This is a genomic window from Holdemania massiliensis AP2 (genome assembly GCF_000327285.1).
Classification (GTDB): Bacteria; Bacillota_I; Bacilli_A; order Erysipelotrichales; family Erysipelotrichaceae; genus Holdemania; species Holdemania massiliensis.
Window position 1 is genome coordinate 237,575 of sequence record NZ_HE998569.1, and the last position, 20,799, is coordinate 258,373.

The 20,799-nt window shown below is 50.1% G+C and carries 26 protein-coding genes; 13 read left to right on the plus strand and 13 right to left on the minus strand.

What is annotated here, in order from left to right; translation table 11 throughout:
* The 7 genes from BN162_RS13480 to BN162_RS13505 form a co-directional block, all read right to left on the minus strand.
* A partial coding sequence (locus tag BN162_RS13480) for a hypothetical protein (RefSeq protein WP_020225639.1) occupies positions 1-765 on the minus strand: 765 nt, incomplete at its 3' end.
* Positions 766-776: 11 nt separating this feature from the next.
* Entirely contained in the window at positions 777-1,724 is a 948-nt protein-coding gene (locus BN162_RS13485; RefSeq protein WP_020225640.1) for a DUF4241 domain-containing protein, read from the minus strand.
* 5 nt (positions 1,725-1,729) lie between these two features.
* Positions 1,730-2,056 (minus strand): DUF5713 family protein, encoded by a 327-nt coding sequence (locus BN162_RS13490; protein WP_020225641.1) that lies wholly within the window; start codon positions 2,054-2,056, stop codon positions 1,730-1,732.
* Positions 2,057-2,092: 36 nt separating this feature from the next.
* Complete coding sequence (locus tag BN162_RS13495) at positions 2,093-2,596, minus strand: DUF2004 domain-containing protein (protein WP_002588985.1); 504 nt, start codon at positions 2,594-2,596, stop codon at positions 2,093-2,095.
* A gap of 11 nt (positions 2,597-2,607) precedes the next feature.
* Positions 2,608-2,841, minus strand: coding sequence for an immunity 17 family protein (locus BN162_RS13500; RefSeq protein ID WP_020225642.1), 234 nt, complete (start codon positions 2,839-2,841; stop codon positions 2,608-2,610).
* A 53-nt stretch (positions 2,842-2,894) separates the two neighbouring features.
* On the minus strand, positions 2,895-3,065 hold the full coding sequence (locus BN162_RS18800; RefSeq protein WP_166434156.1) for a hypothetical protein: 171 nt from the start codon (positions 3,063-3,065) through the stop codon (positions 2,895-2,897).
* A gap of 157 nt (positions 3,066-3,222) precedes the next feature.
* Positions 3,223-3,714, minus strand: a complete 492-nt coding sequence (locus tag BN162_RS13505; protein WP_009255103.1) for an SLOG family protein — start codon at positions 3,712-3,714, stop codon at positions 3,223-3,225.
* Between the two features lie 157 nt (positions 3,715-3,871).
* Between BN162_RS13505 and BN162_RS13510 the strand changes: the two genes are divergently transcribed.
* Entirely contained in the window at positions 3,872-4,186 is a 315-nt protein-coding gene (locus tag BN162_RS13510; RefSeq protein ID WP_002576937.1) for a helix-turn-helix domain-containing protein, read from the plus strand.
* A 219-nt stretch (positions 4,187-4,405) separates the two neighbouring features.
* On the opposite strand, the gene BN162_RS13515 is transcribed toward BN162_RS13510, so the two are convergent.
* From BN162_RS13515 to BN162_RS13525, 3 genes are read right to left on the minus strand one after another with little or no spacing between them, the layout of a single operon-like run.
* The gene (locus BN162_RS13515) at positions 4,406-5,443 is read right to left on the minus strand and encodes a site-specific integrase (RefSeq protein WP_020225643.1); all 1,038 of its coding nucleotides are present in this window, start codon (positions 5,441-5,443) and stop codon (positions 4,406-4,408) included.
* Positions 5,431-6,405, minus strand: a complete 975-nt coding sequence (locus tag BN162_RS13520) for a tyrosine-type recombinase/integrase (protein WP_020225644.1) — start codon at positions 6,403-6,405, stop codon at positions 5,431-5,433. The genes BN162_RS13515 and BN162_RS13520 overlap by 13 nt, the downstream gene beginning before the upstream one ends.
* A complete protein-coding gene (locus tag BN162_RS13525) occupies positions 6,402-7,649 on the minus strand; it encodes a tyrosine-type recombinase/integrase (protein WP_020225645.1) in 1,248 nt (415 codons plus the stop codon). The genes BN162_RS13520 and BN162_RS13525 overlap by 4 nt, the downstream gene beginning before the upstream one ends.
* A gap of 339 nt (positions 7,650-7,988) precedes the next feature.
* On the opposite strand from BN162_RS13525, the gene BN162_RS13530 reads away from it, so the two are divergent.
* From BN162_RS13530 to BN162_RS13585, 12 genes are all read left to right on the plus strand, one after another.
* Positions 7,989-8,606, plus strand: a complete 618-nt coding sequence (locus BN162_RS13530) for a TetR/AcrR family transcriptional regulator (RefSeq protein WP_020225646.1) — start codon at positions 7,989-7,991, stop codon at positions 8,604-8,606.
* Positions 8,607-8,795: 189 nt separating this feature from the next.
* Positions 8,796-10,268, plus strand: a complete 1,473-nt coding sequence (locus tag BN162_RS13535; protein ID WP_020225647.1) for a DUF6138 family protein — start codon at positions 8,796-8,798, stop codon at positions 10,266-10,268.
* Entirely contained in the window at positions 10,265-10,666 is a 402-nt protein-coding gene (locus BN162_RS13540) for a hypothetical protein (protein WP_020225648.1), read from the plus strand. Before BN162_RS13535 ends, BN162_RS13540 begins: the two co-directional genes overlap by 4 nt.
* Before the next feature lie 17 nt (positions 10,667-10,683).
* The gene (locus tag BN162_RS13545; protein ID WP_020225649.1) at positions 10,684-11,517 is read left to right on the plus strand and encodes a hypothetical protein; all 834 of its coding nucleotides are present in this window, start codon (positions 10,684-10,686) and stop codon (positions 11,515-11,517) included.
* A 45-nt stretch (positions 11,518-11,562) separates the two neighbouring features.
* On the plus strand, positions 11,563-12,318 hold the full coding sequence (locus BN162_RS13550; protein ID WP_020225650.1) for a hypothetical protein: 756 nt from the start codon (positions 11,563-11,565) through the stop codon (positions 12,316-12,318).
* A gap of 22 nt (positions 12,319-12,340) precedes the next feature.
* Positions 12,341-12,892: an SUKH-3 domain-containing protein gene (locus tag BN162_RS13555; RefSeq protein WP_020225651.1), complete on the plus strand. Its 552-nt coding sequence runs from the start codon at positions 12,341-12,343 to the stop codon at positions 12,890-12,892.
* A 47-nt stretch (positions 12,893-12,939) separates the two neighbouring features.
* Complete coding sequence (locus tag BN162_RS13560; RefSeq protein WP_020225652.1) at positions 12,940-13,395, plus strand: hypothetical protein; 456 nt, start codon at positions 12,940-12,942, stop codon at positions 13,393-13,395.
* 21 nt (positions 13,396-13,416) lie between these two features.
* On the plus strand, positions 13,417-15,852 hold the full coding sequence (locus BN162_RS13565) for a DUF6892 domain-containing protein (protein ID WP_020225653.1): 2,436 nt from the start codon (positions 13,417-13,419) through the stop codon (positions 15,850-15,852).
* A 9-nt stretch (positions 15,853-15,861) separates the two neighbouring features.
* Entirely contained in the window at positions 15,862-16,887 is a 1,026-nt protein-coding gene (locus BN162_RS13570) for a hypothetical protein (protein ID WP_020225654.1), read from the plus strand.
* Between the two features lie 15 nt (positions 16,888-16,902).
* Positions 16,903-17,280, plus strand: a complete 378-nt coding sequence (locus tag BN162_RS13575; RefSeq protein WP_020225655.1) for a hypothetical protein — start codon at positions 16,903-16,905, stop codon at positions 17,278-17,280.
* Positions 17,281-17,326: 46 nt separating this feature from the next.
* Positions 17,327-18,028: a hypothetical protein gene (locus BN162_RS13580; RefSeq protein WP_020225656.1), complete on the plus strand. Its 702-nt coding sequence runs from the start codon at positions 17,327-17,329 to the stop codon at positions 18,026-18,028.
* A gap of 14 nt (positions 18,029-18,042) precedes the next feature.
* Positions 18,043-18,318, plus strand: coding sequence for a hypothetical protein (locus BN162_RS13585; RefSeq protein WP_208854766.1), 276 nt, complete (start codon positions 18,043-18,045; stop codon positions 18,316-18,318).
* A gap of 607 nt (positions 18,319-18,925) precedes the next feature.
* Here the strand turns inward: BN162_RS13585 and BN162_RS13590 are convergent.
* The 3 genes from BN162_RS13590 to BN162_RS13600 are packed head-to-tail and all read right to left on the minus strand — an operon-like array spanning position 18,926 to position 20,599.
* Positions 18,926-19,354, minus strand: a complete 429-nt coding sequence (locus BN162_RS13590) for a hypothetical protein (RefSeq protein WP_226870598.1) — start codon at positions 19,352-19,354, stop codon at positions 18,926-18,928.
* Positions 19,285-20,085 carry a helix-turn-helix domain-containing protein gene (locus BN162_RS13595; RefSeq protein ID WP_020225660.1) on the minus strand — a complete coding sequence of 267 codons (801 nt, stop codon included), beginning with the start codon at positions 20,083-20,085 and terminating at the stop codon, positions 19,285-19,287. The genes BN162_RS13590 and BN162_RS13595 overlap by 70 nt, the downstream gene beginning before the upstream one ends.
* 34 nt (positions 20,086-20,119) lie before the next feature.
* Positions 20,120-20,599: an imm68 putative immunity domain-containing protein gene (locus tag BN162_RS13600; RefSeq protein ID WP_020225661.1), complete on the minus strand. Its 480-nt coding sequence runs from the start codon at positions 20,597-20,599 to the stop codon at positions 20,120-20,122.
* Positions 20,600-20,799: the final 200 nt, after the last annotated feature.

The window sequence follows — 20,799 nt, forward strand, 5'->3', positions numbered from 1 at the left end:
TGAGAGGCCCAGAGGTCGATAGCCCGGACGGGGCTTTTCGCTCACATATTTCTCCCAGATCGTCAGCAGGCGGGGCACTGCCTCAGCACCTTCAAACCCGGCCTGCTCCATGTACTGCTCCCACTGCGTCATCTCGGCAAAGAAAGCGGACAGCACCCTGCGGCATTCCGCCGCCGCCTGCTCATCCAGCTGGACGGGCTTTTTGGCCTTTTCCCGCTGGAGCCGGAAGAAGTGTTCCATCTGCTCCTGGGTGAATTGCACATGGGCCACTGGCTCGATGCGGTTGTTGCCAGCGATGGCCAGCAGGCCCTCATAGGTAACGGCGGTATGGTCGATCTGGATGTGGGAGAGCTTGGGGATGGAGGCCGCCTGGAGCAGACCGGCATCATCCAGCCCGGTACGGTTGAGCGTCAGAAGGTCCAGCTTGCAGCCTTGCAGAGCGGACAGACTGCTGCCGTGGATGGCGGCGTTACCGTCCAGCAGCAGATAACGCAGCTTGGGCATAGCGGAAAAAACGGGGAAACAGGCGTCAGTGAGCGCACCGTCCTCCACGCCGAAGTTGGCCATGCTTTTATGTCCGGCAAAAGGGGCAAGCAGTTCATCCGTCACCGGATAGCTTTTCACATGGAAGCCCACCAGGGTGTAACCGGCCAGCTGCTCCATGATCTCTGTGGTCAGCTCCGGAATATCAAATTTCTTTTCTCCATCTAAAGTTAGGACACCGTTTTCCCAATCCGCTGTTCGTGCCCGTTTTGGTAATTCCATAGCGCGCCTCCTTATTCCTGCTCTTTGTAACTGGCTTCAATGTCGATGAACCGCACATACACGGCGCAGACTTCGCCCTTTGCATCATAGCCGAAGTAGACGGGATAGTAGCCGTCACCCCAGCCGGAAGCAAAGATGGGCAGGTTGCAGTCCGTGTCCGGCACTGTCCAGTTGAGCCAGTCGCCATAGTCCCCCTGATATTTGGGGGTGGCTTTGGCGTTTTCCTCCAGAAGATCGCAGAACAGGTCGTTGTAGGGGTCGATGTCCGGGTCCTCCTCCAGCCGCTTGGCCCAGTATGTTTTGAAAGCCGCCTGGGTCTGGATGTCTGCAATACACCCCATTCCGGCATCTACGCCGAAACCGAAGTAGTCATCATCTCCCAGTGCCGCGTCCAGATTCTCGTTGCCCACCATGCCCAGCTCATGGCGGACAGGCTTTTCCCGGCTGACCTCCACCTTGACGCAGGCGTAGCGGTCGCCGTATTGTTCGCTGGGTACCACGCAGATTTTCACGGGATAAGTTCCGGCGGGGATCGTTTGAAGGAACGGCAGAGTGTCCTCCAGTTCCACCAGCGGATCACAGGCGAAGATCTGCCCGGTGGGGAAATGGACGACACCGATGTCCAGTACATCCACCGCCATGTTCCCAATCACTTTCTCTGTGAAATGGGCCTCCAAGTCATCTTTACAGGTCAATTTATCCTTGATTGCTTCGTATTTGTTCAACCATTCAGTTGTAGGCATATCAGTTTCCTCCTGTTGGTTCTGTTTTTTGATATACGCGCTCTTAGAGCCGTCCCAGTAGCAGTTCACACATCGGCCATTCTGGAAATGATGGTCACAATTCGGGTAGCCATAGAGAACATGGGCACATTCCGGGCACAGCCCCATCATCTGTGAGGAGCCTTTGAAAAACAGGCTTCCGCACTCATCACAAAGGGCCAGTTCTTTTTCTGCCATAGGGCTCACCAGTCCCGTTCCCGGATAGCCTCCTCGGTGTCAATGGGGATGCCAAACCACTCCAGAATGTAGGCCACGGTTGCCGCGATACATTCCCGTGCCACCGTTTCGATCTCGCTGTCGTTCTCGTCAAACTCCTCCTGGAGATCATTGATGCCGCAGACCGCTTCGTCCAGCGTTTCCTGCACTACTTCAATGTCGTTTTCGCCGCTCTCCAGCAGGTCGATGACCTTCTGAAGCTCGTCTTTTACCTTGTCCACCAGAAAAGCAGGATAGTAATCGTCCTGATACATCTCGTCCAGCAGCTTGTAATTGGGGTCAAATGCTTTCATAGGGATTGCTCCTTTCCTCGTGTATGTCAGTCACGCTCAGCTCTCATGTGTGATACAGAAAATCTCCTTGTTCAAATCAAAGTAGATTACCATCAGTTCGTCGGTAATCTCCGGGTTAAAGGACAGATCCAGAATGAAAACTTGCTGGTTCATCTCGCTATCCACCAGACTGCCGAACCGCTTGAGCTTCAAAAAGTCAACCATCTCAGCAAAGGACAGTTTGGCTGGGTCGGTTCCCGGAAAAAGTTCCGCCACAATATCCGGGCCTACATCGTCCCGATGGAACTCCATGAAAAATGTCACAACGCTATGGTAGCGGCTGTCCTCGTCTGCCAGCGCCGCTTTGATGGCGGCTTTGGCCTTCTCCGCCAATTTCTCCGCCTCATCCAGCATTTCTCCCACCGCATCCATGACAGCAGGATCGCCGGTCAGTTCTTCCTCTACATCGAAGATAAAGGGTAGTCCCGATTCCTCGGGAAAGTTGAAGATTTCCTCACCGGGTGTATATGTAAAATCAATGCGTTTACAATTCAGTTTCATAGATATACCTCTTATTTCAATTTCAGCACAAATCCCCAGATACTCACCACAATCAGGAGAACACCCAACAGAAAGAACACCACCCGCCGGTATCCTCTGCTGTGGCGGTGGGCATCCCGCGTACCAGTGGGGTCGCAGAGCCAGTTCCAGTTGCGGGTCGCTCCAATTAAAATCACGGCCCCGATGAGCACCGAGGCAATATACCAATGCTCTTGCAAAAATGCTGTGATCTGTTCACTGTTCATTCTACTTCCTCCTCACGCAAATACCTGCTGGTATTTCTCTTTTCATACTCTTTTCAAACAATAAAAAAGCCCCACGCCGCACTGTCATAAAGACAGGCTGACGCAGGACATGAAGAAGCCGCGTTGAAGGAGCCGCATCCACCAGCAGATGTAGTTTCTTCAACAACCAAAATATTTTTTTCGTATCTTAAAGCAGCAAATTGCTGTCCAATATATTTGTTCATAGCGGCACCATTTGTTCTGAGCGTAGTTTTATATCTTATTATATCACAGCACCCCTTCAATGAAAATATTTTGTTGGAAATGCTAATGAAAAATTTTTGTGAATTTGTTAAGGCGCAGGGGCTGTTATCTCCATAGTGTCTGGATGGATCAGAGTGATTACTTTTCCCTGATGCAAGGCATAGTTGACTGTCTGTGATGTACCTGAGCGCAGCTTTTTCTGATTATCAAACACACCGATAAGGTACTCTGCATGATCGACCATATAGTAATTCCTTTTTTATAACTGGAAACATCCGCAGAATGTGAAATAACAATGGAATCGTTTGCGTTTTGGATCAGCTTTTTCAATCTATGTCTACTCTGATCCGGCCATTTAGAGTCATAACCGATGAAGGGAACTACAACGACAATTTTAATATCTTCGTATCCCGTTTGTGCCCTCAATGTCAGCAGCTGTTCTCCAGCCCACATATCCACACCAAGAGCACCGCCGACAAAAAAAGTACGGACAAATTTCTCGTCATGAAGTATCCGAAACTGCTCCAGGAGACATTCTTTTAATTTTTGGCATAGGGGATCTTCCTCATTATATCCAAAGCAAAATCTTGTTGGTCGGTGGCCGGTAATGGCGCAGGCATACTGATTCATATAAATCACCCTTGATAACTGCCTTGATTACGCATATAAAGCAAAAATAACGCAAATAATAATGCGTATAAAGGTTGTATTATAAAATTATAACACAATACATACGAAGTATCAAGAATTGCTTTCTGCTATGCTAAAAGAGCAGAGAGGTGAGCGTATGGACGAAGAATTTATCCGCAATCGGATCACAGAATTGCGATTGAAAAAAGGTGTTTCAGAATATCAGATGAGCATGGAGTTAGGGCAGAACAGAAGCTATATTCAGGCGATTTCCTCTGGGCGTTCTATGCCGTCTATGAAGCAGTTCCTCAACATCTGTGAGTATTTTGAAATCACACCGCTTCAATTTTTTGATGCACAGGAAAATAACCCTCAGCTTATCAAGAAGGCTTTGGACGGAATGAGAAAGATGTCAGATGACGATTTGATTATGCTGATTGGTTTTATAAGTCGCTTAAACACAGAAAACTAACGATAGGAGGCAGTAAGCGTCCCGTCGTTAGTTTTTCATTTTATGCGCAGCATATTGTGGTTATACCGAAAGTTGGATTATCCCGAATCTTCAGAAAAAACCGCTTATTCACCAGCTTTTTATAAAAAGATTCGGGATAACTTTTCCATACTTTTAAGACACTTCCGCTGGGATTGGAACGATATATTCCTAAAATTCGGGATAATCTTTTTTCCTGCATCACAGACCGTAGAGCCGTCTTAGCATATCTTCATCGCTAACCGTGTAATTCACTGATTCCGTACCGGCAAGGCCTGTACCCATGGCTTTTTCAATCGCTTTCCGCTTGGCTTCCGTATCCGCGTAGGCGTAGATCAACGTTGTTTCAACTTGTTTGTGCCCCAGCCACTGGGAAATCATCGTCAGATCCATTCCATGCTGGTATAAGTGCATTGCCCTGGTATGCCTCCACAGATGAGGATGAACCCGTTCCGGCACATCGGGGCAGTTTTCCCTTGCCAGTTCCGCATACTTTTGGATACGGAGCCTCGCCGTATCATCACACATTGCGCTGCGGGAACCTTTTCGCTCTACATAAAAAAGCCATTCCGTTGAAAAGACACTTTCTCCTTTATGAAATACACCCATGTAGTTATCCAGATGCTGTACCGTATCCTTCATCAAGGGGACTACCCGGATCTTGCCGCCCTTTCCATGAAGCGTCACAGTTGGTGTTTTGTCAATCCGCAGATCACAGATTTTCACATCCAGGGCCTCCTGAATCCTTGCGCCTGTGTCATAAAGAAAGATCATCAGGAATTGATCCCGCAGTCCCATTTTTGTGCGAGTATCAGGTGCCGCAAACAGAGCCTTGACCGCAGCTTCGGACATATAGTCCACCTCCCGGAAACGCTCCTTTTTCTGAATCTTAATCGCTGCCAGTTCACTGGACAAACTGATATACTCCGGCCTGCAGGCAGAAGCGTAAGTAATAAATGCTCGTATGGCGGCCAGTCTGTTATTCCGGGTAGCAGGGCCTACGCCTTTTTCTTCTGAAAGCCAGTCCAGGTATGCCACTACCATTTCATAACGGATCATCCCAAATGTAACCGACATCATGGGAATCTTTTTCTGTCCCGCTATATATTTCAAAAGCTGGTTCCACGCAGTGCGGTATGCTTTTACGGTATTGCTGCTGGCGTGCCGCTGGTTTGGCAGGTAGATCAGGAGAAAATTCCTCAACAGGCTGAACAGCTGCTCGTCTTTTACTTTTCCCATAGTTCTACCCTCGGAATCAGGCCGTTCATGGCTTCCCAGTCAATCCCGGCTGATTTCACCAGTTTTTCCGGAAGCAGATGGATATAGTACGCGGTTGCCTCCCAATCCTTATGGCCCATGTATGTCTGCAGATAAGGAAGCCGTGAGGAAAGTTCTTTCTTTTCATCCAGCCAGCGGTTCAGGACAGCCGTTGCGAACCGGTGGCGGAGGTCATATACCCGGACGGCAGGAAGAAGGTCTTTGGGAATTCCCGGTTTTGTGCGGGCAAAGAACCACTTAAATTTCCCCTGCATCTTCTGGGCGGAATAGGGGCCGCCATCCGGCGCGGGGAAGAAATATGCGCTTCCCGGAAATGCGGCATCCCGGATGCCGGCATAAGACCTTGCAAGAAAAAGCATGTCCTCCGACATTACGATAGTTCTGCTTTTACGCCATTTTGTTTCAATGATCCGTACTTCTCCGCTGTTCAGATCAACCTCGTTCCGTTTCAGGTTCCGCCCTTCATTGGGCCGCAGGCCGCAGGTATAAGTCATCCGAAAGTAGGTACGGAGCAGATGCGGACGGAATGGGTCGCGTGGATACTGGTAACAGTCGATTTCATGGAACAGCGCTGCCAGCTCATCATCCCCAAACAGATAAGGAATGAATACAGTGCCTCCGGCAGTAAACCGGTCTGGGAGGATATATGCCGCTTTCCCTATGGATTTTTGATATTTCCCCAACGCCCTGACAAAAGCTGCCTTCCCGTGGATGGTCTGCGGTGATTTCCCCGGTTCTGGCTTCAGCCAGTTCAGCACAATGGCCTGGGTAAGCTCCTGCTGGCCGGGATATACTTCAAAGCAACGGCAGTCAAAACTTTTGGCCTTTTCCAGGTAAGTGTTTTCGGAATAACCGAGGGCGCATTTCAAAGCGATCATACTTTCCAGATCCTGTGCAAATCCACTGGCAAACTTATCATTCATCCCTCCAGCCCCCTTTCCAGGGGGATGCCTTTAAAATCAAGGGCGCATTCTTTTAAGTTACGGGTATCCAGGGAAAGGTACTGCCTTGCAGACTTTGGATCGTCATGCCCCAGGATCTGTGTGATGGTTGTAAGCGGCGTTCCCGTCACCAAAAGCTTTTTTGCCAGCCGCCGCCGGAGTCCATGGAACCCTTTCCCATCAAAGGCATGGCGGTAAATCCCGGCTTTCCTTTGGTATTGCTGAAACATACATCCAATGCTGACCGCATCCGACAGCCCTGTCCTGGGGGCAATCAGGCGCAAAAATACTTCCGGGCTCTCAGAGCGCGGCCTTGCATTCAGGATATAATCCTGCAAGGCTTCTCCCGTCTCCTTAACCAGCGGGGTATAGCTTACACGCCCTGTTTTTCTCTGGGTAAATCGGATTTCGCCCTTCCGCCAGTCAATGTCTGTCAACTTTATCCGGATCAGGTCTCCGGCCCGTAGGCCTGTTGTTGCCGCAAGGAGGATGATGGCGCGGTCCCGTTTTCCCATCTCGCTGTCTGTATCAATCACCCGTAGGATCTGGTCCAGCTCCTCATCCGTTACATAGCTTTGGATTGGCATATCCCGATATACCCGGTAGGAGAAAAGCTCAACACAATCCGGGGCCGGGAGGCTGCTTTCTTTCAGAAATATGTGGAAATGTTTCAGATAGAGCAGGATGTTATGCAGGCTGGAGGTTTTTACTTCCGCCGCCGTTTTCAGGATAAATTCCCGGACCTGTTCTACCGTCACCCATTCCAGGGAAGCATACCCTAAAGATTCAAAGTAATGCAGGTATCTGCGGACTACCCACACCACATCGTCCCTGGTATTCGGGCCATAGCCTTTATAATCCAGGAAAAGGTCGATGAGCTTCTCGCTATCCTCCGAGATCGGATACTTTGTCCCATGCTTTGGCATATTTAAATGCAAGGTTCCCGTCAGATAGAACTCGTCCAGGCGGTTTGCCGCCGATTTTACCCGTTTGTAGTAGTGGATGGAGATTTCTTCCCGATCCAGACGTTCTTTCTGAAGATCCACAAGCTCCCTGGTGATTGCCGGGTCATAGAAACATACGCCTCTTTTTTCATAATAAACGGCAACAGTCTGAAATTTGGGCGTGATATTTCTCCAAATGGTTGCTTCGCTGTAGCCCAGCTTTCTTGCCTCAGCAATGATCTGGGCGATCATCTCGTTAATGGTTTGCTTTTGTGTTTTCATAAGCACAGCCTCCTTGATATAGTCAGGTAAACTTCCTGCTGTAAACTATTATCAAGGATGGCTGTATGGGAAGCTATAAGATTATCCCGAATGTTGGGAAGCTTCCGATGAAAAAGTATTGAAAACAGCTCAAAAGGGAGGAAAAGTTATCCCGAATTTTTTTGACGGAACCGGCATGGAAACAGGCTTAAAAATAAGGTTTCGGGATAATCCAACTTTCGGTATAACCGCTATTTAGTTCATAAAAAATTTTCAAAATATAGTTGTATATTTTTTTCTGTGCAGTTATTATATAAATACCGTTTTATGATTCTGTTCTTTATAGGGGGATGGGAAGATATGGCACGAAAAGCCTATTCTGAAGAAGATAGAGTGCAAGTGCGGAATGCCCTAATGACCACCATGATTCAGTGTATCGCGGATCGGGGATTGATTCACAGCAGTATTGATGTTTTGTGCAGAAAAGTAGAGATCTCCAAGACCTTCTTCTACAGTTTTTTCTCATCCAAGGAAGAACTGGTGCTCTACGCCCTGCGATACCAACAGCCCAAGCTGCTGGATTATGCCAGATCCCTAATGGAGGACCCCGGACTCAGTTGGCGGGCGGGAGTGGAAACCTTTCTGAAAAACTGCTGTTATGGAGCTAAAAGCGGAGTTGCCGTTTTGTCCATTGAGGAGGAGCAGCAAGTACGCCACTGCCTTTCCGAGGAGAATTTCCAGGCGTTCCGGCGGGATCAGATTATTTTTTATGGAAAGCTGCTTTCCATCTTTGGCCTCCCTGTGGACAGTATTGATCCCCGGCTGTTTGGCAATCTGGCCCTCAGCATGATGATGGTACACAAAGCCATTCCAGACACCATGCCATTTCTATTCCCAGAGGTGGCGGAGGATATGGTGGACTTCCAGGTCAGGGCTCTGGTGGACGAGATGGAGCGGGTAAAAGAGCATGTGCGGTAGGTGAAAGCAAATGGATAGAGATGAGTACCCATGTCCAAACGGACGGGAAAGACAGCAGAATATCGTCAGACACAGAGCCTTGGGATACAGGTCTTGGTTCTGTGCGGCCTTTTCGCGCCCTGCGTCAGCCTGTCCAAATGACAGGGTGTCGCAGGGCATTTTTTGTTGTTCGGAAAGAGGTGGCCTGATATGAGTTTACCAAAACGAAATAGTGCGGACGGGCGCTGTTACTGGATGAAGCCCGAGGTACAGGAAGAACTGCAACCGCTCTTTGACCAGTGTATCCAGGATGCCATTGACGGGAGAATCATGCGGCTTGATGATTCCCACTGGCCGCCGGTAGTGGTCAGCAGTCAAGGTGCACCCTTTGAGGTGTGGCAACTGCTTAGGGCATGGACCGAAATACAGCGGGCCGAGACCCTGGATGCGGAAAAGGCCATCGCCTTCAGCGAAAACCTGCGCCGCCAGAGCCGGTGGGGTGAAATTGACCACCATCTACTTGATATGCTGAAACGGGAGCTACAAGAGAAGTATTTTGTTGCAACAGGCGATGAAGATGATCGCTTCTGGGATCGGGAGTATTCCTTGAAACCAGGCATCCGTGCAGAGCAGATCCCGGAGCCGCTGCTGCGTTTCGCCTGCTATGTGGCGGTGAGCTATAAAGTGTATGGCTTGGACTTTCAGTATCTGGACGCCAATTACCTCTTTGGATTGGTGGAGAAAGTCCGTCCTGATATGGTGAAAAAGCTCCGGGAACACGGGACCGGCAGGCTGCCGCTCTCTCTGCAAAAGAGGAAAACAGAGCACTTCACCGCATCGGCCAACGATGCCTTTGCTGTGATCCGTATTACTGCCAGGGACAACACAGAGGAATGCTGCCACGAAGTGCTGGACTACCTGTGTGAGATTCTGGAGCAGGAGGACTTTCCCCGCAGCTATGCGGTGGAGTTCAAAGGGCCGGAAAAGAGCTATCTTCCCATCACAGGACTGCCCAAAAAGGGAGTAAACCAGCTCTTTGCCTGTGCCGTGCAGTACCCTGGCCTCCACCCCCTGATGGAACGGTACGCCCGGCTTGCCATGCGGCAATATGAGCAGTACACCAATCTCAGCGATGAGCAGTGCGCACTCCCCGGAAGTTTTGCCGTGTTCGCCCTGGGAATGCTGGGGCAAGAGTGGCAGCAGCTGGTATGGGATTATCTCGATCTCTGCGATGATGAGCACTCCCACTTACAGGAAAAATTTCTCCGGGAGTATGTGAAACAGTTCGGATTTACCGCCGCTACCGTCCCTGTATTTGTCCGTGGGGTTCTGTCCATGCAGAACATGAAGTATTCCAAGGACTATGCCGCGTGGATGGCAAACGCAGAAAGCCTGGACGCCCTGCTGGAGGCAAAAATCCACCTGTCCAAGATCGTTCCAAGCGGTTTTTCCTCCGACGAGGATGACGATGATGACGAGGACGAGGCATCCACACAGGAAACAGAAGCCAGCCCGGAGGAAGTGCTGCAATACGCATGGGAAACGGTCTGCTATGTGATCTGGGGCAAAGCCAGCGCCAGGGGTGGTCAGAAAGTGGTGGAAGCCGCTCCAGAGGAACTGAAGGAGAAATATCAGAGCATTTTCAGCCGAATTGATCCCGTGATTGGGGGAATGCAGCAATGACAAAAGAACAATTCCTATCTCTATGGAATGCGGACAGCTGGGAGGTAATGAGCTGCGGGGTCTACTTTACGGCGCACCGGGCGGGGAAGGAACTGCATATCAACTGCAATGATTATACCGAGGCAGAGATTCTGGCCATGCCCTTCTGGGAGCGGCTGGTCTGGGAGCTGGACGAGCTGGACCGGCAGGCCCACGCCATTTTGCAAAAGGAATTCCCCGATGACGAGGAGATCCCCGACCTGCCCCTCACCGACATTACGATAGACAAGTCCGGCTGCTACGGGGCGTTTTCCCTCTGTTACGATACTGGGGATTCACCGGCTGGGGAACTCTATCTCAATGTGTCCTTTGACGAGCAATTCATACCCAGCCCGGAGGTTGGCTACGACACCTTTTGATACAGGGAGGCTGCCCTATGGAATTAAAATTGAACTTTCGTGAAGTCACCCCGGAAGATACCGAAATTCTTCGTATGATAGCGTTGAGAAACGGGAAAGCAGAAGATTACCTCTGCTGCGATGTTACTAATGAGGATGGTGTAACACAGACTACCTGGTATAGTAAGGCGGATGTGGCCCTCTGGGGGGAGGATTATATCCGGGCGAACACCACAATGAAGTACAGCGATTATAGCGGATGGATCATCATTCTGGATATGGAGCCGTTGAACGATGCACAGGCATCACCACGAAAAAAGAAGAAACGGGATTCCTTTCCCCAAATCCCTACCTGGCTGGAGGGCCATGTCAAAGAACGGAAACAAAAGCGCCTGCCCACCGTGACCCTCTGCTCCTCTGCCGGAAATGAACTGCTGGAAGTGTGGTATTACGGAGATTTGCTCACAGTGAAGGGAGAGTCCCAATTCTATATCATAGATGGAGGCGAGGCCCCCGGACTGGTGGCAGCCCGCGACCCAGAGAGCGGCGAGGAGTTCGTCATCTTCGACGGTGGGCAGCATGGTTATGATAATATGTTCTGCGATGAACACAATCCAGCTCAGCTGGCGCACCGCCCCCTCCAGCGGTATGAGATCCCTGCCTCCAAGTTGGTGCTGGAACTGGGCTACAATATCGACTATGAGGATGAAAAAGAGAGCTTCGAGGTGGACGAGGCTGATACCGTGGAACTGGTTAACGGTGAGCGGATGCCTTGGGAGCAGGTCAAACGGGACGGCATTGACTACATTGCACTTTACTATGTGAATGAAAAAGGGCAACAGGTACAGATTCTGGATGCGGAACTGGCATGAGTACAACAGGACTGTTTTGGCAGCAGAATAAGGAGAGAACGCAGCATGGAACAGACATATTGCACCGCAGTTTTCTGGCGCGGCGGAGAAAAAATTGAGCTGAATGGGCTAGAACCGGATGCGGTACGGTGTCTGTCTGTGACGGGAGAGCGGAAGGTGAATCTGTCCTTCCTGCGAGATTATCCCAATCTGGAGGAACTGACCCTAATGGAAAAATGCGAGGGTGTAGAAGTTCTCTCCGAGCTAAAGCAGCTTCGTACACTGTCCCTATGGCTGTCGGCCCCTGTTTCCTGGGACAATGTTTCTCTCCCCAGCCTGCGTGTTCTCCACCTGCGTGGGGAAAAGAATGGCGACATCACCCCACTTCTCACCAGCATTACCTATCTCCATTTGGAGGAAATGCGGAAAACGGAAGATCTCACCCCTTTCCTGACTCCGGCGACCCGGCTTCAGAAACTCTATCTCCAGTCGCTCCCCGTTGTTCAGGTTCTTCCGGAATTGGATAGGCTTCCAGCTCTTTATGCCCTGAAACTCTATGAGCTGCATAAACTCAGCGATCTGTCCGCCCTCTCTCACAGCTATCTGCGCTACTTTGCCGCCTCTCTGATTGCGGATAAACTCTCCGCCAAGGCGCTGGCAGATGCCGTGATGGCAATTCCCAATCTGGAGGCAGCCGCTCTCCAGCTGGCGGACCGCTCCGGGCGGCGCTATGGCGGCGTCCAAAAAGCCTTTGCCGCCGCTGGGAAGTCCGCATTGCTGCGAGAGGGAATCGGTGCTTTGACCACATGGCTGTCGCTGTAACTCTTGCAAAGGGAGACACATTATGATAAAAGAAAGAATTTCGCTGTCTGGCGATCTGAAAAACAAAGTCAAACAGCTGATGATATATGCTGGTTGGTATGAAGGTCGAAAAGTTGATATTTCCATTGCATTGCAATACTACGCCGAGCGAGGCGTCCCGATGATGAAAAGCACCCAGCGTTTTTATCACAAGTACTTTGGGTTATGCTGTCAGTGGTATTTTTCTGGTGGAATAAAGCGCGCCGCAGATTTTGAGTTCGGTCTGTTTCCATACCTTATTAACGGAATCAAAGACCATTTGGAGGATGCCTATTTCCGGAATATGTCCGGAGCAGAACTCGATGAAATTGAACAGATTGCCGGTGAACAATGTCAGCCGATTGGACAAATTGGTTATTACTACCCAGCACAGGTTTGGATCTCAGGATTTGGAAAACTATACGCAAAATATGAGTATCAGGATGAGATTGAGTGCTTTTCAGATATTTTTGCTTTGATTGAGCGAGAACTAAAAAAATGCACGATTGATTCCGTTGCCATGAAAACTGTTGAAGCACTGGATAATAAACTTTGAAATCCTCATGGCTGTCGCTGTAACCTGGGGATTGGGGCAAGAATGATATGGAACAGTTTTTTGAACATTCCGATTTGGGATTGGGAGCACTGACCTTTCAGAAAGGACCAGGGACCATCCACTGCTGGACTGGAAGAATCGCAGACACAGAGATCCTGTTTTCCATTATTTTGAACACATCTGAACTCCGGTCGGCAAACCTGGATTTTATCCGTTCTGTGCTTCAAAACTGGCGGGAGTATCTTTCAAAAGCGGAGCATGAGATTCAGGCGCAGATTGGTAAAAGCCCTGAGAAGTTTGGATTGCAGCGCGCTCCATTCCCTGAAACGGAGATTCCCGCCGAGCAGCCGCAATTTCTGTTTTATGATGAGACAGAATGGGGCCTGCACTTTGAGATTTGTACCCTTCCTGTGGGGGAGCCATTTGGACTTATGGTTGAGTTTTCAGGGGATACGCCAACGGATGTATATGGCTTGTCGGAAGCGGAAGAAATAGAAGAATAAACGGAATAAGGGGGGCAGTTGGTGTTGAACTTTGCAGAACAAATCGCAGACGCATTGGACATTCTGAAATTTGACGGAGCCGTACAGGACACTCTGGCGGAACTGCGAGAAAAATGGGGCGCGCAGGTCCCGGCGCTGCTGGATGAACGCTTTGATGCCGTTGGCGTTCAGTATATGAAGCTATCCCATGAAAAAGGGGCGGCGGCATTGGGGCAGGAGCTGTCTGCCTTCGGCTGGGCGCTGTATAACCTGGATGATGAGGACGAGTATCTGTTTGCCTTGATCCCAGAGGAAGAACGCAGCGAATGGGAACGCTACTGCAAAAAACAGGGGCAATATTGCCACCTGATGAAACAGCAAGGGCGAAAATGGGGCGACCATGCCAAGGAGCAGAACCCTGGGAAGCTGATGCCCTGCGAGGAATACATACTTCAGGATGAGTACGATTATTTCTTCAACTCCCTGGCGGGTGATTTTGCAGCGGGCGAATGGAAAAACCAGGATGCAGAAGAATGGAAAAACGGCTGTGTGGCCGATCTGCGCCAGCGTCCGCCCCAGGTGACCCGCGCCCACAGTTTGCCGCACCTTGGGTGCCTCACTTATTCCGCAGAAAATGGACTCTATGCCGCGTCCAGAGCCGCTGGCAGCGGGACTATTGGGCGGGCATTACTGAGCAAGAATCCGGCTACCCTCAACTGGTTCGAGCCGTCCCCCATTGGATATGACGGTCCGCCCCGGACCCTGTGCTGGGCTGACCATTCCCTCTGGGTGGGCGATCCCACCAACGCCACACGGATTGAACTCACCGACCGGGGCACCTGTCAGGATGTGAAAAACTGGCCCCTGCCGGAAGATGGATGGAGCACCAAATACCATTGCGGCATTACGACAGATGGTCTGGGCCGGGTCTACTTCTCCAACGAGTGGTACAAGGGTCAGATTTACCGCTGGGAAAACGGCAAGGTAACAAAACACGCCTTCTCTCTGTATGGATACGACCATCTCTCCGAGGCCATCCCCGTTCCCGGCACAGGCCGCATCTACATGATCCACGCCGTCAGCGGGAAAGGGCGGGTGGAAGAATGCCTGCTGGAGCTGGACATGGACACCGGGCGGTGCCGCATCGCCTCCCTGTCCGGAATGGGCGAGGGGCTGAAACTTCGCTGGTTCACCGGGGACTGGCTGCTGGTGCAGGGAAACGGCGAGATCCTCTCTGATGACTTTGCCCAGCTCATCAACATGAACACCCGTGAAGTGCTGCGTATCCGTCCGGGAATGTTCGGCGGGGAGAAAATGCAGCACATCGGGATGCTCACCGATGGCACGGTGGTCATCGTCACCCGGCGGAACGGCGTGGGCCCGGTATTCCGTTACCCCATCGACTTCTGGGGCTTTTTGCGCTCGGCAAACAAGCCCAAAAAGCTGGAACCCTGGCGGGAGTACGGGGAAGTGTACCCGAATCTGCCCATCTTTCTGCCGCCCAAGGCCATGGAGCGAAAAATCGTTCTCAAAAAAGACGGCCTGACCATTCTGGGGTCGGTATTTACGCCGCCGTTTACCCTGTCGCAGCTGGCGGAAAAGCTGGGGCCAGCCCGCATCGTCCTGCAAAATGGAACACGGAAAAGCCCCATCACAGGCCAGGAGAGTCCCTATACCCAGGCCCTTGCTTTGTGGGACGAGCTTGGACTCCAGGGTTGGTTGGATGAAGATGAACAGACCATCAAAACCCTTGGTGTCCGGGTAGCGGCACAGGGAGAGTATGCGGTTCGGCAGACATTTGACGGAACGGTTTGGATCGGGGCCAAGGACTACCGGGAGGCCAGTTGGAAGGATTTCGCCGGATTTGCCCATACCCTCAAATTAGGCGGCTTTACCGTTTATACCCGCTTGCCGGGTCCTGTTTCAGAGGAGCAGTCAGCGCAGAAAGCAAAACTGGAGGCCCTCTCCGCCATGGTGCAGATCAGCTGGAAAGATCCAGAGCAAAAGGCGGCGAAAGCGCAGAAATACAAGTTATCCAAGCCGACTGAACCAGTGCTCACCTTTACCAGCTTCAACTTCAAGCTGGCGGTCATGGAAGTCCTGATGTACGAGAAAGGCTTACTGGCTCCTAAACTGGATGCCCATGAGTTTTCCAGAGAGTATAGCCGACGCAAGATCGACATTGATGCGGAAGGGTATGAACCTATTCCGGAGATTCGGAAGTGGCTGGAGAAATACCCTGTCCCGGCGCGGCTGGCTCCAGAGATTACAGAGATCGAGATGGATGGCGGCAGCGAGATTTATACCCAACTCTGTCCGTTCTGGGATGGCGAGGATGGAGCCTTTGATCTTAATACCATTACTGAGGCGGAACTGCGCCAGTTCCCCAATCTCAAACATATTACCCTCATGTCCTCCAAGCCGGAACAGGTGCTGCCCGTTCTGGAACGGTGCGGTATCAAGGTAGACTTGCTGTGAGGTGAAAGCATGAAAGCGAAACTAAAAGTGATAAAGAACTGGGAGTTCGAGGAATTTGAACTGACGGGAACTTCCTTCAAATACAGCCCGACTGGATGCAAAGGTATGGTAGCCCGCAGCGAGGATGAAATTGTGTTTTGGACCTATCATTTCGTGCAAAAGTGCAGCGGCGTTTTGTGGGTCAAAGGCGAAGTTTCCAGGTGGATTCCCAGCCCGGAGCCGAAAGAGCAGCAAGATGTTTGGGAAGATCCTGTCTTGCTCTCATGCGACAGAGGAATACTGTTGGTTTGCCCGGCCAGTAAATCCCTTTGGTGGATGCCGCAGATGGATGGAGAGTGGATTCCGATCCCCATGGATAACTGGTGTGCCCAGGGTATTCCCAAGCCGGTGGCAGTCACCGGAAGCCAGGGCGTTTTCCCTATTGTGTGCCGAGTGGACAACTCCGCTGATGCGACCAACAGTTTTACCAGCCTGACGGTAGACTTTGAAACCATGACTGCACACTGGGCAGAAAGCGGCTCTTGCGTATACAGCAAAGCAGGAACCCGACAGACCCATTTGGCGGCGGTAGAGCGAGCTGGCGGCAATTTTGCCCAGGCAGACTTTCACTACAACTATCCTATGATTGGCTCCATACTGGAACAGGATGGACAGTTTTATGCCTTTTTGGAAAGTAGCACCATCAATCCGGCGGGTCTTTCTCTCATGGGCTACTATTGGTATCTGGAACTGGAGGAAAACGGGCTATTCAAAAAGAAACTGTGGGGCAAAGATAATTTAAGCCGCCTGCCCGGAAAACACGGGATGCGCGGAAAATTTTCCGGAGACAGGACTTGCCTGATCCTATCTCCCATTTTTAAGAATGATGACTGGAAGGGTAAACAAAAGGTGCTGCGCCTTTCGGATTTGGTGCTGATCGACCTTGCCATGCCCCGTGGATACGCCTCCTTTCATGTGCTGGATGTATGGGGAAACCGGGCATTTCTCAGCGATGAGAAAGACAAGCTGGTCCTTTGTGAAATGACCTTGGAGTAGTTATGAGGTAAACCAATGGAATTATTTGTAAAAAGAATGGCTTGGGAGCTGGACAATGATAAAGGGCTGTCCTGCCTGTTCTTTGAATGGGAGGATGGTTACTTTACACTCTCCCGCAAGACCGGCGCGGACGCACTCCGCTTGGAAATGAATGATCCAGCCAATGGTCAGTTGATTGACCCGGACTGTTTTGAATATGCCCTTGATAATACCAGTTTTTGTCTAAATATCGTGCGGAACAACCGAAAGGTTCTGCGGTATCTGGAAGAACACCACATCAATACGGAGTTGTATGGAGAAATCGTCCTTCACTACACTCCTCTCAGCAAGCCACAGCTTGAATCATTATCTGCCGTGATGCTCAGGCTGTTTTTCGGTGAACTGCTTATTTAGGCGGAAACAGAAGTGTCGTTGGCAGAAATCATGCGAGGGGATAACTATGGTTAAAATTTATCGTATTTGGTTCAATACGGAGAGAATGGACAGAGAGGATCACTACAAAATCACATTATTCAGTCGCCCTCGTGTATCTATTCATGTGGACGAGTACATTTGGAGTTTCATCGAAGAAAACATTGTGAGGCCACACAAGCTCATGCGCAGTGAGAAGCATGGGTATCTGTTGGACATTGCGTTTAGCCAGTTTGAGCCGGCAAAGCACCGATATTTTCCGCTTTCCCCATACAACGGCTCGCTTCGGGAAGGGGTCGAGATGGACAGCGCAAACAGAAGCTATTTCCGCGAGGATTTTGCAGGCGGCAAAGATCGGACTACCTGGTTCTCTCCCAATAAAATCTGGACAAACTGTGGTGACAAGGTCTTGAATGTGGATGTCAAGGCCGCCAATGTGAGCGAGAACATCACTCCCAGAGAATACGCGGACTTGCTGTTCGATGGCATTGGAGCGGCGCTGGTGTTCAACTTCAAAAGGCTCAAACGGGAGGAGTTTGATGGGCTGAAGCCCAAGATTGATTGGGGTATCGTTGAAAGTTTTCCCTTTCCCGCGCCCTTTGAGGAGCAGCGGTACATTGGGGATGGTGGCAAAATTCATGTATATTCCTGGGATGGCCGACAGAAAAAGACTCTTGTAGGCCCCTATTCCGTGCGAGAGTTATATCTGGAGCATTTCGGAGAATCGTGAGGAGGAATTTTGCTGTGCAAAGCTGGTCCAGAATGGATTTTGGCACTGGAAAGATCATCTTTCTGGATATCACACAAAAAGAAGATATGCTGCAAGTGGAATATCCGAACGGCTTTCTGCTGGATATGGGCTGGTATCAGGACAGATACACCATTTCTATCATTCAAAATTTTGATTGGACGCATCCAGTCCAGCAGTATGAAACAGCAGAAAGGAATCAGCTTCCCAAGCTGTTGACGGAGGCGGTTCGCCTTGTGGAAAAGGAATCACAGTCTGCCGGAGCAAATTGAAAGAGGTCTTGTTATGAACGAGAATTTATTTCGCCCACAATTTAGGTCAGTTTACAAGGAACTACACGCAGACCACGAAACGGGGGCTGCTGACAACAAATAAAGGCTGAATATCAAGCACCGGGAAAGTGCGAGATATTCAGCCTGTTTTGTTGTCAGGGGTTTCCAAAGGGGTTTGCCCCTTGGCACACGACTTTGCTCGCAAAGTGTAGTGTGTTATACGCTCTGTCGGCGTTGCTGCGAAAATGCGGTTGCCGCCGGGGAGGGCAAGGGCATTTTTACGGCAGGAAAACAGGGCTGTGATTGCGTGGCGTGGAGCCGCAAGCGCAGGACTGGTTTCATCAGCAGACAGGGCGTATATGAATGCCCCCGTCCCTCGTCCTACGCCGAACTATGGGACAAAGTGTCCCAGACGGATAGCCACACTTACGAAAAAGCAGACGGATTTTTCTCTCAAAATTGAAATGGGCGGGAAGCCATTTTAGGGCTTTCCCGCCTTGATTGCCCATTAGCAAAGACGGGCGGGGCTGTCAACGGCGGCGCATGAAATGCGCCGTTCATCTTGACCGTTGACTGGCTCGGCTGGCTTTGCTATCTCCCCAACAAGTTATTGTTTGTTGTTTTCCCAATTATCTAAACGGGCTTGCATAGTTTCTCGCCATTCTTCACTTGGACAAGCAGTAATCAATTTTCGATACTCTTCACTTGATGGCGCTTCTATCAAATAAGACTCTACCAATTTTAGCAAATCCCACTCTACTCCATACATTCCACCTTCGGGGAAAATGTCAATCAATACGCCTACTTCTTCTCTTGTCAATGGCGTTTTTACATTGGAGAGCAATTCGTCATACATGTTGATGGTTTCTTCTGTAGGGTCATCTTTCACTGCGTCTGGCATTTGACCGAGAAGTTTCAATTTTATAATTGCCTCCTGCACCTTTACTCCCTCCAATTTCTCGTTCTCTATTTTCTCCCCCGCTGCGGGTTTGGATTTTTCAGCAAGTCCGACTTCTGTGCAATCTTTTTCAGCCACTTCTTTTCTTCCTCGGACAGCTTTTTCAAATTCAGCTTGAGCCGCTTACAGATAAACGCCAAAGCCGCTTGCTCCGGGTCGCTGTCTGGACTGGCAGTTTCCTCGGCGGTCTGCAAGAAATCTTCCAGCGGATTGTCCTCCGGAACGCTGAAAAAATCGTCCTTATGGGCTTCCCGCAGGTCAAGGGCTATCTTGTTTATGTCTTGCTGTATCACATAGCGGCAAAAGCTGTCATCGTCAATATGGGCGGCGACAAGCTGCCTTAACTGCGGGTCGGACAAGCCGGGATTGTGCTGCTTCATAATGGTTGCGCTCATAATATCCACAATGGCATTTGCGCTCTGTACCTGCTTGACTGCCGTTCCGTTCACATAGATTTCAAGGTCAGCCATCAGCCGGGGGAAATCCGGGTGTACCGCCAGCTCACACAAGAGGGAAGTATCCACCCGCCCACTTTTCAATAGTTCAATCATATCATCACTCAAGCGCAGGTCTGCAAGATCGGCGTTTGGGTGATTTTTTGTTTTAGAGCGTCCCAGCAGGTAATCAACGGTCACGTCGTAAAACTTCGCCAGCTGGATAAGGGCATGGTGGCTGATGTCTTTGAGATTGTCTCCCTCATAACTGCCTAAAGCAGATTTGGAAAGGTGAGTTTCCTCCGCAAGCTGTTCCAGCGTCAGCCCTCGTTCCACACGCAGGTCTTTCAATCGTTCTTGTATGGATAGTTCCATGCACTCCCTCCTTGTCTGCTTGATAATTTGGAAGTTATTCGCACAATTCCTTACGGATATTTTCGCAGTCTTTCGCCATTTCCAGCATATCTTCATCATCTACCATTTCATGAAGATCATATTCGAGCGGAGAAGCACAGAACTCTGCTAAAGCCCGATTCATTGCTTGATCCTCCTCTGGCGTAGTTATGATTTTTACAAACCTATCTCGTTTTTCCCCATCAAACAGATTTTTTATATTGAACCCACCACTTTTCTTACTCTCAAGAATAAGTGCTGCCAAATCAGTTGCCAAATCAATAGCATAATAAAATTCGTGACATTGGCCCTCCGAATCAATGTATTCTAAATTGGGTGAGATATGGAAATTCCAGTTTAGTTTGCTAAGGCCAGTATCATTGAATATCTCACTCAGAGGTATTTCAGTTTTGCCTTTGTCATAGAGGTAGTCCACCAAGGTCAGGCTATCGTCTGTGCCACCGATATAGTTATACCAATATTTTTTAATATACATTTTATCTCCTCCTTATCACTTCCGCTTTGTCGTTCTGTTTTTTTATTATATCACAATTCCGAGAGCGTGGAAATAGGCAGTTTTTTGGGCGGATTTCCTACCTTTCGGATATACGGGACGGGCGATCATTTAGGTGTAGACTTAGGGTAGTTCATCGATGAGCTGCACCTTGAAAAATGAATGACCGTCCGAAAAGGAAT